The following is a 13,106-nucleotide window of genomic DNA, read 5'->3' on the forward strand; positions in this document are numbered from 1 at the left end:
GGTAAAACCGGGATGACTACTTGGTCAGCGGGCCAAGTACCGGATCGTCGGTGTAAGCGGTCTTGACATTCTCCGCCGTCACGATGACCGGCTCCAGCAGGTATGCCGGAACAACCTTGCTTCCGTTGTCGTAGGACTTGTCATCATTGATCTCAGGAGTCTTGCCGGACTGCAGGTCCTTGACCATGGTGATGGCGTGCTCAACAAGCTTGCGGGTGTCCTTGTTGATGGTGGAGTACTGCTCACCGGCGAGGATGGACTTGACGGACTCCAGCTCGGAGTCCTGGCCGGTGATGACCGGGATGGACTTGCCTGCGGACTTGACCGAGGTGATGACCGCGCGAGCCAGGGTGTCATTCGGGGAGAGCACGCCGTCAAGTGTCTCGGAGGAGTAGCTGCCCGTGAGCAGGTTGTCCATGCGACGCTGGGCGTTCTCAGCCTTCCAATCCTGGGTAACGGCCTTTTCGAAAGTGGTCTGACCGGAGACAACCTTCAGGGTACCGTCGTCAATCTTGGGCTGGAGGACCTCCATGGCGCCGTCGAAGAAGACCTTCGCATTGGCGTCATCAGGTGAACCGGCAAACAGCTCAATGTTGTAGGGACCACTGGCCTTCTTGGCCTGCATTCCGTCCAACAGTGCCTGGCCCTGCAGCTGGCCGACCTTGAAGTTGTCGTACGCCACGTAGTAGTCCACGTTCTCCGTGTTGAGGAGAAGACGGTCGTACGCAATGATCGTGGCGCCGGCGTCCTTGGCCTGCTGCAGCTGGGTGCCCAGCTGCGAGCCGTCCAGGGCACCCACAATGATGACCTTGGAGCCGTTGGCAATCATGGCGCTGATCTGGTTCTGCTGTTCGGCAACACCGTTGTTTGCGAACTGGACCGTCGGCTTGAAGCCGGATTCGTTCAGTCCGTCATTGAACAGCTTTTCAGCGAGGACCCAGTTTTCTGAGGTCTTCTTGGGAAGCGCGACGCCAATCGAGGAGTCCTGCGCAAATCCTGCAGCTTCACCGCTGGCACCGGCAGTGGTGCCAGTATCGGCGCGGCCGCAGGCGGTCAGCGCCAGTGCTGCAATTGCAGCTACGGCTGCTGCCTTTCCTGCTTTACCAATAAGTCGCATTACGTGGTTCTCTTTCTTTGAGTGGAATCCAGTGTCTGAGGAGAACTCAGGCTTCCCTGGAGATTGCTTCCTTGGTGGAGGTGGTTTCGTCGGGTTGGTTTGGGTTGCTGGGACCATCGGGGGAGCGATTGAAGTTCTTCATCATCATCCCGATGATTGACACGCGGCCCTGGCTCTTGTTGTAGACGTCAATGGCTACAGCGATGAGGAGCACCAGGCCCTTGATCATGGACTGCCAGTCGGCGCCGACCCCCAGTAGCTGGAGGCCGTTGTTCAGGACAGCCATGACGAGGCCACCAACGATTGATCCGATCACAGTGCCCACGCCGCCGGTAACGGCGGCGCCGCCGATGAACACGGCAGCAATGGCATCAAGTTCCCAGCCGGTGCCGTCGGACGGGCCTGCTGAAGTGGAGCGGGCCACGAAGATCATGCCAGCAAGTCCGGCAATGATGGACATGTTCATCATGACCAGGAAGTTGATCTTCTTGGACTTCACGCCGGAAAGTTCTGCTGCGTGGCGGTTGCCACCCACAGCGTAGACGTGGCGGCCCACGATGGTTTTGGAGGAGATAAACCCATAGATCAGGACCAGTACGGCCAGGATCAGGCCGGGAACCGGGAAGGACGTGCCGGGGCGACCGGTGGCAAAGAGGTATGTGGCGTACAGGATAGCAACTGAAATCAGGACCACCTTGGCGATGCTGATCCAGAGCTCGGGGACCTCTGCGCCGAGTTCCCTGGCTGCCTTGCGCTTGCGCAGTTCACCAACGATGACAAAGGCGACGCCAGCCAGGCCAAGGAGGAGTGTGAGGTTGTTGTAGCCGGTGTTGGGGCCAACCTCCGGCAGGTAGCCGGCACCGATGTACTGGAATTCCTTGGGAACGGGGATGGAGTTTGACTGTCCCACGAACTGCTGGGCACCGCGGAAGATTAGCATTCCAGCGAGGGTCACAATGAAGGCAGGGATGCCGACGTAGGCCGTCCACCATCCTTGCCATGCACCAATCAGGGCGCCCAGGGCAAGGCCCAGGAGGATGCCGAGGTACCAGGGAATACCCCAGTCCCGCATCGCAATGGCAACCACCATGCCCACGAAGGCTGCTACGGAGCCCACGGAGAGATCAATGTGCCCCGCAATGATGACCAGCACCATGCCGATGGCAAGAATCAGGATGTAGGAGTTGCCATTGAACAGGTTGATCATGTTGGCCGATGTCAGCGTGATGCCGTCGGTCCTCCACTGGAAGAACAGGATCAGGGCCACAAGGGCAAAGATCATGCCGAACTGGCGGGTATCGCCACCGAACATCTTCTTGATCGATTTCATTAATTCAGTCCTTGGTCTGGAAAAGTTCTGGAGTATTCCAGCGTTATGCGGCGGTCTTGCGGGCGGAGGTCATCAGCTTCATCAGGGATTCCTGGTTGGCCTGTTCCTTGGTGAGGACGCCTGTGATGGCGCCTTCAAAGATGGTGTAGATCCGGTCGGAGAGTCCCAGGAGTTCTGGGAGTTCAGAGGAAATGACAATGACGCCTTTCCCCTGGCTGGCAAGCTCCTGGATGATTCCGTAGATCTCGTACTTTGCGCCCACGTCAATGCCGCGTGTGGGTTCGTCAAGGATCAGGAGGTCAGGATCCGTGAACATCCACTTGGCCAGGACAACCTTCTGCTGGTTACCACCCGAGAGTTTGGAGACACCTTCCATGACGGACGGTGTCTTGGTCCGCAGGGATTTCCGGTACTGCTCAGCAACGGCGAATTCCTTGTCGGTGTTCACCACTGTGCGTTTACTGATTTTTTCCAGATTGGCGGAGACCGTGGTGGTCTTGATGTCATCGAGGAGGTTCAGCCCCAGGGACTTCCGGTCCTCTGTCACATAGGCCAACCCGGCGCCGATGGCGGAGTGCACGGACTTGAGCTGGACAGCCTTCCCGTCCTTGTAGATCTCGCCCGTAATGAATTTTCCGTAGGAGCGGCCAAAGATCGAGCGGGCAAGCTCGGTACGTCCGGCACCCATCAGTCCCGCGAATCCAACAATCTCGCCACGGCGGACAAAGAAGCTGGACTCTTTGCAGACCAGCCGGTCCTGGATCTGCGGGTGGGCCACAGTCCAGTTCTTGACCTCGAAGAACGTCTCGCCAAGGGCGGGGGTGTGGTCCGGGAAGCGGGATTCGAGCGTCCGGCCCACCATGCCCTTGATGATGCGGTCCTCGTCAACGCCGTCAGCCTTGACGTTGAGGGTCTCGATCGACTTTCCGTCGCGGATGATGGTGATGGAATCTGCGATCTGCTCAATTTCGTTGAGCTTGTGGGAAATGATGATGGACGTGATGCCCTTGGCCTTCAGGCCGAGGATCAGGTCCAGCAGGTGCTGTGAGTCCGATTCGTTCAGGGCCGCAGTGGGCTCGTCGAGGATCAGGATCTTCACGGACTTGTTCAGCGCCTTGGCAATTTCCACCAGCTGCTGCTTGCCGACGCCGATTTCCTTGACCTGGGTGTCCGGGTCATCGCGCAGGCCAACACGGGCCAGCAGATCCAAGGAGCGGAGCCGGGCTTCGGCCCAGTTGATGACTCCGCGTTTGCTGGGTTCGTTACCCAGGAAGATGTTCTCCATGATGGAGAGTTCGGGGATCAGCGCTAGCTCCTGGTGGATGATCACGATCCCGGCAGATTCGCTGGCCCGGATGTCACGGAACTGCTGGACCTGGCTCTGGTAGACGATGTCTCCGGTGTAGGTCCCGAAAGGGTATACGCCGGAGAGGACCTTCATCAGGGTGGATTTGCCGGCACCGTTCTCGCCGCAGATGGCGTGGACTTCGCCGGCTTTGACGCTGAGGCTTACTTCGGCCAGGGCCTTGACGCCGGGGAATTCCTTGGTGATGGAGCGCATCTCCAGGATGACTGGCTCACTGTGCGATTCGAGCGAGGACATAGCCTTCGCGCCTCCAATGCATGACTTCGTTGTCTGCCCCACAGATCGAGGGGCCGTCTGATGAAAAAGTAAACTGGATCACTACCCTTGTCGTCAAGTCTTGAACGCAACGGGAAGGTAACGATCGGGTTTCAGGTCTTGCGGATCACTGACTGCGCGAACACCAGGGCCGCGCCGCCAAGGGCCTCGGCGCGATCGCCCAGGGAGGAAATGGCAAGGCTGGTTGTCTCGCCCACCACTGGCACCGCATGCCGGATGAGGCCACGCCGGATCGGATCCAGGAGCAGTCCATTGAGCCCCGCCAGGGGCCCGCCCACCACAATGACCTCAGGGTTGATGAGGTTGGCAACGTTACCCAGTGCGCGCCCTACGGCGAGTCCCGCGTCGTCAATGACACGCAGGGTCGCGGGGTCTCCTTCGAGTGCGCTGCGGACCAGGTCCACGGGCGTGAGCTTGCCGGGCTTGCCGCGGCTCAGGAGCTCGATCATGGTGGTGGTGGAGGCGATGGTTTCCAGGCAGCCCCGGTTCCCACAGCGACAGATCAAGCCCTGTTCATGAATGGTGGCGTGGCCAATTTCGCCCGTGATGCCCACATTGCCGTAGTACGTTCCGCCGTTGAGGATCAGGCCCGAGCCAATACCGGATCCGATCTTGATGAAGAGCAAATTGCTGACGTGCCTGTGATGGCCCCACGTCACCTCGGACAAGGCGCCCAAATTCGCGTCGTTATCAAGATAGACGGGGATTTCAAGGGCGTCCTCCATCTCGCTGAGGATGTCGATTCCCACCCACTCAGGAAGGATGGCGCCCGGTGCTACGGTACTGCTCCGCCGGTCGATAGGCCCAGGAATTCCGACGCCGGCACCCAGCAGGGCGGACCGCTCCACGCCGCTTTCGGCCAGGAGGCGTGTCAGCAACTCCGTGGCTGCGCGGATTCCTTCGCTGGCGTGGTGTCCAAGGGGCAAATGGACGGATTCCTCGGCGATGACCCGGTAGCTCAGGCTGGCCAGCACCACCCGTAGGTGGCGGCGGCCAAAGTCGATGCCCACGGCAACGGCGCCGTTGTCGTTGAGCCGCACGTTGAGGGCGCGCCGTCCAGAGCTGGTGACGGGTTCCGTCGACGCAAGGCCCGAGGCCTGCATGATCTTCACGATGTTGGACACGGTGGCTGTGGACAGCCCCGTCTGGCGCGCAAGCTCAGCCTGTGTTGCGGGTCCGCCACGAAGGGCTTCGATGATCCGTTGCTGGTTCAGTTGCCGCAGTGCGGACTGTGAGCCAGGTTTGCGGAGTTTGCTCCTCGTTGAGCGCGGTGTGGGCATGCCATTTAGGGTGCCGGTTTTCAGCGTTGTAGTCAAGAAGTTAACGCATGACCCGCATCGTGTCGCGCGATGCGACAGGGGCGAAGTGCCCGCGATCTCCGCCTCAGGGGGCAGATCGTCCACACCATTTCGTCGCAAGGCTGGCTACTCTGGCTACAGGGGCTTTCCGTGATAAGCCCGATCCAACAACGTAAGGTGCTAGGAATGTTGCTCGCGCTGATGCAGGCCAACGCTGCAGTGCTGGATGTGGAGGAAAACCTGGCGACGCTGGAGGCCGCGGCGGCAGCAGCCGCCGAGTCGGGTGCTGCGATGCTGCTTACCCCCGAGCTCTTCCTGGTCGGTTATGCCCCAGCGCGGCTGCGCGCACACCTTGATCCCACGAGTCTCCCGGCGGTCCATCAGCGTGTGGCCGCGATCGCCGTCGAGCAGCACATTGCCATCGCCTTCAGCCTGCCGGCAGTGACGGAATCGGGAGAGCTCACCATTGCAGCAACCCTGGTGGATGACGCTGGCACCGTGATCCTGACGTACGCCAAAGTCCACCTGTTTGGCCCCGAAGAGCGTGAAGCCTTCGTTCCCGGCGCCCTGGCTCCCACGGTGGTGCAGTTTCAGGGAATGGGTGTCTGCCTGGCCATCTGTTATGACATTGAATTTCCCGAGGTAGCACGGGCCGCAGCCCTGGCCGGTGCTGATCTTCTCCTGGTCCCCACAGCCTTGGCCCACGGCTTTGACGCCGTGCCGCAGGTCCTCGTTCGGGCCCGGGCGCTGGAGAGCCAATTGACCATCGCCTACGCCAACCACTCTGGTGTGGAGGATGGCTGTACCTTTCTCGGCGGAAGCGTGATTGCGGCGCCCGACGGCGGCCTGCTGGCCGCCGCCGGAATGGCACCGGAGATACTGCTCGCCGAGGTCAGTGCGGCCGCCGCGTCGGCAGCCAGGAGTGCGGTGCCGTACCTTGCGGAGCGCCGCCCGGACCTTTATGGGTCCTGGGGTCTCTAGGTCGGCTTCAGGCTTCCCCGCTCGCGACGGCGGGAACAAACTGCAACGCGATCAGGAGTTCTGCCCGGGCCTGAGCCTGGCCAAGGTCACAGCCTAGAAGTTCCGCGACGGCGTTGATCTGACGGCGGACGCTGTTCCTGTGCAGTCCCAGAACCTTGGCGGTGGCGTCCCAGCTTCCGTTCTCCGCAAGCCACGATCGCAGCAGGACCAGGTGCGCGGTACGCCGTTCCTGCTCCAGGTCAAGGATCGGTCCCAGCAGGCGCCTGGCAAGAACCTCCCCAGCGCTGGTACCCAACAGCCCCACGATGCTCCAGTTGGTGGCATCGAGCCGGACGCTCCTGCCCGAGCTGCGGACCTGGGACCGCAGGGCGCAGGTGCGCTGGTAGGCATCCTGTAGTCCCTCGACATCCGTTGCCTCGCCCACCACCAGCCCCCAGCCGAGCCCCTCGATGGTCGCCATCAGTGGTTCATCCACCTTCAGCCGCGTGATAGCAGAGAACCCGTGTTCTGTGAGTTCCACCAGCTTGGTGTCCAGGAGACGGCGCCACTGCAGGATCTCGCGTACCGGTTCAGCAGGGGAAGCCCTGGCTGCCTGGACAGCTCCCATCGGCTGGGGCAGCCGGATTCCCTGCACCACCCGAAGCGGGCTGGTCCTGGTTCCCGAGACGCTCTGGGCCACCAGTTCGCGCCGCAGCAGCACGTCCCTGCCGCTATGTGACTGCAAGGTATCAGGGCGCAGCAGCAGGGTTGTGGCGAGTTGGCTCGGTGCCAAGGCCCCACTGGTCCGCTGCCGGACCAGCAGCTCAAGCAGGCCCACCACCGAGGAGATCACGCTGTTGTGTGCTGCTGTGAGCTGCTGCGTGGACCCAATGATCAGCGCTCCGAGGGTGGCGTCGCGGCTACTGCGCAGCGGGTGCCCCAGGATCGTTGCGTTTCCGCCTGTGGCAGGGTGCTGCGTTTCCACCCGCGGTCCCGTTCCGCCGAGGAGGCGGCCAATCAAGTCCTGCAGATCCGCATCTGCGGGACTTCCGACGTCGACGGCGGTAGCGGCTGCACGCGAGCGTACCTTGCCGTCCGCTCCCACCAGGACTGCCCACACCGGTACCCGGGTGGCCAGGGCTGCGAGGAGCTCGTGGTCCGGACGGGGGGAGAGCACCGCGCGCATGAGCAGCCGGTTGGTGTCCGCTAGGTGACGAAAAACCCTTGCGTTGCCCGACTCGAGCAGAGTGGAGAAAGCCAGCCCAATGGCATTGAAGGGGACGGTATGGGACACGGCCACCAGAGTCAGGCCCTGCGCCCTGCACTCCGTTTCGAGAAGCTCGGGGACTGTCTCAAAGTAGGGTTTCAGGCCAAACCCCAGGGCCTGGACGCCGGCCGAGACCAGCCGCGATACGTAGCTGGCTACGTGCGCCTGGCTGCCACCGTTGTCGATCAGGGGCAGGCCGGCCGTCAGGACAAACTCACCCTCCAGGAGGTAGGGGGTGGGATCCGCGAGTTCACTCGCCTCGACCCACCGCAGCGGAGCGTCTGACTGTCCGGCATCGTGAAGGACGTCCACGCCGTCAGGGAGGGAAGCAAGCAATTCGCCCAGGGTGACGGCCGCCAGGGCTGGCCCAGCGAATTCCCGCTCGGCCGCCAATGGTGCACTATGTCTCATGTGGCTTTACTTTAGGCCATTCTGCACTGCCCTGAGAGCCGGGTCACAGTCCTAGGCTTTAAGCGGGGAATTCACCCACTACCCATCAGAAGGACGTCAACGATGACTGTGCCCACATCACCGGGTCCTGCACCGCAGGACGCGAGCAGCACGGCACTCGGTGCCCAGCTGCTGCGCCGCAAACCCATCTCGCAGATGATTGCCCAGGCCAACGCAGACCATGAGGGGCCCAGGCTGGTCCGCAGCTTCGGAGTCCTTCAGCTGACCATGATCAGCGTTGGCGCTACCCTGGGCACCGGCATCCTGGTGATCTTGGGGGAGTCTGTCCCGCTGGCGGGCCCTGCCATCTGGATATCGTTTGCCATTGCGGGACTGGCGGCGCTCCTGTCTGCCGTGTCCTATGCAGAGATGGCCGGGCTGGTCCCGGTGTCCGGGTCGAGCTACTCCTACACCTACGCCACCATGGGCGAGGGAATGGCCTGGATCTGCGGGTGGTGCCTGGTCCTGGAATATGCGGTTTCCGTTGCCGCAGTTGCCGTAGGGGCTGGCCAGTACGTCAACGAGGCCCTCGGCATTTTTGGCCAGGTCCTCCCTGATGCGCTCTCCCAGCCGCCAGGCTCGGGCGGCATGGTGAATATCCCCGCCATGGTGATTGTCCTGCTGGCAACTGTCCTCCTGGTGAAGGGTGCCAAGGAAAGCGCCTGGATCAACACCTCGATCGTGGTGATCAAGGTTGGCATCCTGCTCTTCTTCTGCGCTGTCGCGTTTACTGCATTCAACGCAGGGAACTTCGAGCCGCTCCTGCCCATGGGCGCGGCAGGAGTATCCGCTGCTGCCTCCCGGGTGTTTTTCTCCTACATCGGCTTTGACGCGGCCTCCACGGCTGGCGAGGAAGCCAAAAACCCTACCCGGGACATGCCGCGGGCCATCCTGCTCTCCATGCTGATCGTCACCACCATCTACGTCCTGGTTGCCGTCGCAGCGATTGGCGCCAGGCCCTGGGGGTGGTTTGACGGCACCGAAGCGGCCCTGGTCAAGATCCTCGAAGAGACCACCGGGCAGCCCTGGATCGGATTTGTCTTTGCCGTGGGAGCAGTTCTGGCCATCGCCAGCATCGTTCTGACAGTGCTCTACGGGCAGACTCGAATCCTGCTCTCGATGTCCCGTGATGGCCTGATCCCGAAAATCTTCAGCCGCGTCTCACGCCGGACCGGCACTCCTGTTGCCGGGACCATCCTGGTGGGATCCGTCGTCGCGCTCACCGCAGGCCTGGTACCGCTCGGTGCCCTGGCCGATGCCACAAGCATTGGTACCCTTTTCGCCTTTGCGCTGGTCAACATCGCCGTGATTTACCTCCGGAGGGCACGGCCCGAACTGGAGCGGACTTTCAGGGTCCCGCTGTTCCCCCTGACCCCTATCCTTGGAGCGGTGATGTGCGGGTACCTCATGCTCAACCTGGGTGCCGATACCTGGGTGGTGTTTGGCCTCTGGATGGCTGTGGGAATCGCCTTCTACTTCGGCTACGGCCGCCGGCACTCTAAAGTGGCAGCACTCAGCACAGCCGAATACTTGGAACTCTCCGTCAGCAGCCCCACGAAAGCAGGCACTCCATGACCACCGCCACCGAACTGCCAGCACCGGACCCGTCCAACACCTCTTATTCGGAGACTGCGCACCCAGGTGCCGTCCAGGACCCCATCACCATGCTGAATCCGGACTTCCCTTTCAGCTATGACCACTACCTGGCCCACGACGCCGGGCTGGGCTCCGTCCCGCCAGAGCTCTACGGAACAGAGGTGGCAGTAGTCGGGGCCGGGCTCTCCGGGCTCGTCACTGCCTATGAACTGATGAAGCTGGGCCTGCGGCCGGTTCTGTACGAGGCGGACCAGATTGGTGGCCGGCTCCGCTCTGCATCCTTCCCCTCGGCCCCCGGCGTGGTCGCCGACCTCGGCGGCATGCGCTTCCCCGTCTCAGGCAAGGCGTTCTACCACTACGTAGACCTTCTGGGCCTGCAGACCCAGGAGTTCCCCAACCCGCTCTCGGCTGCAACCACCAGTACAGTCATTGAACTTGCAGGAAAAAAGCACTACGCCGAAACTCCTGCCGACCTGCCGCCCTTCTTCCGTGAAGTAGCGGAGGCCTGGAAAGCCGCCGTCAATGACGGAGCCAAATTCGCCCAGATGCAGGACGCCATCCGCACCCGGGACACGGCGCGGATCAAGGAGATCTGGAACGAACTGCTGCCGCTGATGGACGAACAGACGTTCTATGGCTTCATTGCCGGCAGTGAATCCTTCCGCAACGCGGGCTTTGCGCACCGTGAGGCGTTTGGCCAGGTAGGTTTCGGTACCGGCGGCTGGGATACCGACTTCCCCAACTCCATCCTGGAGATCCTCCGCGTGGTCTACACCGACGCTGATGACCAGCACCGCCTCATCACGGGAGGGGCGCAACGGCTGCCCGAGGCACTCTGGCAGCACGCGCCGTCGGACCTGGTCCACTGGCCAGCAGGAACCACCCTGGAATCGCTGCACTCAGGTGTTCCGCGCGGCGCCGTGGGCCGCATCAGCCGTGCAGCGGACGGAACCTTCACGGTGCAGGAGCGCTGGGGGAGGACGGCAACCTATCCGGCGGTGGTCACCACCTGCCAGTCATGGCTGCTCTCCACCCGCATCCACACCGAGGAGGCGCTCTTCCCGGCGGAGCTCTGGACGGCCATCGAGCGCTCGCACTACATGCAGTCCTCAAAAACCTTTGTCATGGTGGACAGGCCATTTTGGAAAGACAAGAACCCGGACACAGGCCACGATGTCCTGTCGATGACACTCACTGACAGGCTGAACCGGGCGACCTACCTGCTCGATCACGGACCAGACAAGCCTGCGGTGATCCTGCTCTCCTACACCTGGAACGATGACGCCCTCAAGTGGCTTGCCCTGGACGCCGAGGAGCGCGTGGAACTCATGCTGCACTCCCTGGCCCAGATCTACCCGGACGTGGACATCACCAGCCACATTGTGGGCCAGCCCATCACTGTGTCGTGGGAAGCTGACCCCAACTTCATGGGCGCGTTCAAGGCCAACCTGCCGGGGCACTACAGGTACCAGCAGAGGATTTTCACGCACTTCAAGCAGGATGCCCTGCCGGAATCGCAGCGCGGAATCTTCCTGGCTGGCGACGATGTGTCCTTCACCGCCGGGTGGGCTGAGGGCGCAGTGACAACGGGACTCAATGCCGTCTGGGGCGTGGTGAACCACCTTGGCGGGTCCTCAGCTGCCGAAAATCCGGGCCCCGGAGACCTGCTGGACGCCATCGGCCCGATCGCGCTGGACTGACCCCCTAGCGGGTAGTGGGCGGGTCAACCGGCATCCTGGCCGGATCCCCAGGGCTCCTCAGGAGTGCATGTCCCGGTGAGCCTGCGCCAGGGTCCGGTAGTGGGCGGCGTTGGCCCGGACGCCGTCGAACTCTTCCTCGGTGAGCTCGCGGCGGACTTTTCCGGGCACGCCCGCCACCAGCGACCGAGGCGGAATGACGGTTCCCTCAAGCACCACGGCACCGGCTGCAATCAGTGACCCTGCGCCAATGCGGGCACCATTGAGGACAGTGGCGCCCATGCCGATCAGGCAGTCGTCCTCAACGGTGCAGCCGTGGACGACGGCGCCGTGCCCCACGCTGACTCCCGCGCCGACTGTGCAGGGGAAGCCGGGGTCCGCGTGGAGGACCACATTGTCCTGGAGGTTGGAGCCAGCACCGACGCTGATGGCGGCGGTATCTGCACGGACCACAGCCCCATAGAAGGCGCTGGACCCGGCACCCAGGGTGGCACTGCCAATGATGGTGGCACTCGGGGCGATAAACGCCGTGCCATGGACGTCCGGCGTCGAACCGGCAAAAGGGTACAGGGGAGACATGGTCCCACCCTAGACCCTGCGCCTGCCCGCCTCAGGGGACGGCGTGAACCGGTGTGGTGCCGGGGATCGTCCGGTTAGTTGAAGACCACTGTGCGGTTGCCGTCCAGCAGGACGCGGTGCTCGGCATGCCACTGAACCGCCTGGGCCAGCGTGCGACCCTCAACATTGCGGCCCATCTGGACGAACTGTTCGGGCGTCCGGGCATGGTCCACGCGGATGACTTCCTGCTCGATGATGGGACCCTCGTCCAGAGCAGCCGTGACGTAGTGCGCGGTGGCACCAATCAGCTTCACACCGCGGGCATGCGCCTGGTGGTAGGGCTTGGCGCCTTTGAAGGATGGCAGGAACGAATGGTGGATGTTGATGGCCTTGCCCGTCAGATCAGCACAGAGCTCATCGGAAATAATCTGCATATAACGGGCCAGGACTGTCAGCTCAACGTCGTGTTCAGCCATGATGGCCCGGAGCTTTTCCTCTGCCTGGACCTTGGTGTCCCGCGTCACGGGAATGTGGTGGAAGGGAACTCCGTAGAACTCCGCGAGCCCGGCGAGGTCCCGGTGATTGGAGACAATGGCGGGTATCTCGATAGGCAGGCTGCCAGAGCGCTGCTGGAAGAGGATGTCGTTGAGGCAGTGCGCGGACGTGCTGGCCATCAGCAGGGTGCGGACTTTCTGCCCCACCGTGTACAGCCCCCACTGCATGCCAAAGGCCGTTGCCACCGGCTCCAGTGCTGCGTGCAACTCTGCGCGCGAGGCCGACGTCGTCGCCTCCACCCGCATGAAAAACGTCCCTGTTGATTCGCTGCCGTACTGCTGGGAATCGGTGATGTTGCAGCCCGCCACCAGGAGGGCGCCCGCCACGGCATGGACAATCCCGGGACGATCAGGGCAGGAAAGAGTGAGGACATAGGCGTCATTTGTTTGCACAGGGTTCACGCTTCCTAGGGTACCCGCGAGGATGGCCTGACTTTGATATTCTGGACCGGTCGCAACTGGCGTTGGGTGGCTTACCACCAGGGAGCGGCACTTACGAAGACCACGGATCGTACGCCTGGGCCGAGGGTCATGTTTTACCGCTAACTGGCTGCTGGACGCAGCCTGTTTCCGCGCAGTGCCCTCAACGACCACCATGGCCGGGTGTCATGAACAGCAGTTGCGGCGCCCCAGCCGG

10 protein-coding genes and 1 riboswitch are annotated in these 13,106 nt (G+C 62.5%); of the genes, 3 read left to right on the forward strand and 7 right to left on the reverse strand.

What is annotated here, in order from left to right; translation table 11 throughout:
- Positions 1-16 precede the first annotated feature (16 nt).
- The 4 genes from QMG79_RS03210 to QMG79_RS03225 form a co-directional block, all read right to left on the reverse strand.
- Positions 17-1,117: a substrate-binding domain-containing protein gene (locus QMG79_RS03210; protein WP_283537114.1), complete on the reverse strand. Its 1,101-nt coding sequence runs from the start codon at positions 1,115-1,117 to the stop codon at positions 17-19.
- 46 nt (positions 1,118-1,163) lie between these two features.
- Positions 1,164-2,447 (reverse strand): multiple monosaccharide ABC transporter permease, encoded by a 1,284-nt coding sequence (gene mmsB, locus QMG79_RS03215; protein ID WP_283537115.1) that lies wholly within the window; start codon positions 2,445-2,447, stop codon positions 1,164-1,166.
- Positions 2,448-2,490: 43 nt separating this feature from the next.
- Positions 2,491-4,050 (reverse strand): multiple monosaccharide ABC transporter ATP-binding protein, encoded by a 1,560-nt coding sequence (gene mmsA / locus QMG79_RS03220; protein WP_283537116.1) that lies wholly within the window; start codon positions 4,048-4,050, stop codon positions 2,491-2,493.
- 131 nt (positions 4,051-4,181) lie between these two features.
- Complete coding sequence (locus QMG79_RS03225; protein WP_283537117.1) at positions 4,182-5,369, reverse strand: ROK family transcriptional regulator; 1,188 nt, start codon at positions 5,367-5,369, stop codon at positions 4,182-4,184.
- 204 nt (positions 5,370-5,573) lie between these two features.
- Here QMG79_RS03225 and QMG79_RS03230 point away from each other — a divergent pair, with 204 nt between their 5' ends.
- Positions 5,574-6,368, forward strand: a complete 795-nt coding sequence (locus QMG79_RS03230) for a nitrilase-related carbon-nitrogen hydrolase (RefSeq protein WP_283537118.1) — start codon at positions 5,574-5,576, stop codon at positions 6,366-6,368.
- 7 nt (positions 6,369-6,375) lie between these two features.
- Here QMG79_RS03230 and QMG79_RS03235 read toward each other — a convergent pair whose 3' ends face one another.
- Positions 6,376-8,025 carry a PucR family transcriptional regulator gene (locus QMG79_RS03235; RefSeq protein WP_283537119.1) on the reverse strand — a complete coding sequence of 550 codons (1,650 nt, stop codon included), beginning with the start codon at positions 8,023-8,025 and terminating at the stop codon, positions 6,376-6,378.
- A 102-nt stretch (positions 8,026-8,127) separates the two neighbouring features.
- Here QMG79_RS03235 and QMG79_RS03240 point away from each other — a divergent pair, with 102 nt between their 5' ends.
- Positions 8,128-9,639 (forward strand): amino acid permease, encoded by a 1,512-nt coding sequence (locus QMG79_RS03240; RefSeq protein ID WP_283537120.1) that lies wholly within the window; start codon positions 8,128-8,130, stop codon positions 9,637-9,639.
- Positions 9,636-11,360: a flavin monoamine oxidase family protein gene (locus QMG79_RS03245; protein ID WP_283537121.1), complete on the forward strand. Its 1,725-nt coding sequence runs from the start codon at positions 9,636-9,638 to the stop codon at positions 11,358-11,360. The genes QMG79_RS03240 and QMG79_RS03245 overlap by 4 nt, the downstream gene beginning before the upstream one ends.
- A gap of 57 nt (positions 11,361-11,417) precedes the next feature.
- On the opposite strand, the gene QMG79_RS03250 is transcribed toward QMG79_RS03245, so the two are convergent.
- Both QMG79_RS03250 and purU read right to left on the reverse strand, forming a co-directional pair.
- Complete coding sequence (locus tag QMG79_RS03250; RefSeq protein ID WP_283537122.1) at positions 11,418-11,936, reverse strand: gamma carbonic anhydrase family protein; 519 nt, start codon at positions 11,934-11,936, stop codon at positions 11,418-11,420.
- A 74-nt stretch (positions 11,937-12,010) separates the two neighbouring features.
- The gene (purU, locus tag QMG79_RS03255) at positions 12,011-12,871 is read right to left on the reverse strand and encodes a formyltetrahydrofolate deformylase (protein WP_502934686.1); all 861 of its coding nucleotides are present in this window, start codon (positions 12,869-12,871) and stop codon (positions 12,011-12,013) included.
- A 42-nt stretch (positions 12,872-12,913) separates the two neighbouring features.
- Positions 12,914-12,999: riboswitch (ZMP/ZTP riboswitch) on the forward strand.
- The last annotated feature ends 107 nt before the right edge of the window (positions 13,000-13,106 follow it).

This window comes from Pseudarthrobacter sp. PS3-L1, assembly GCF_030063285.1.
In the GTDB taxonomy this organism is placed as follows: Bacteria; Actinomycetota; Actinomycetes; order Actinomycetales; family Micrococcaceae; genus Arthrobacter.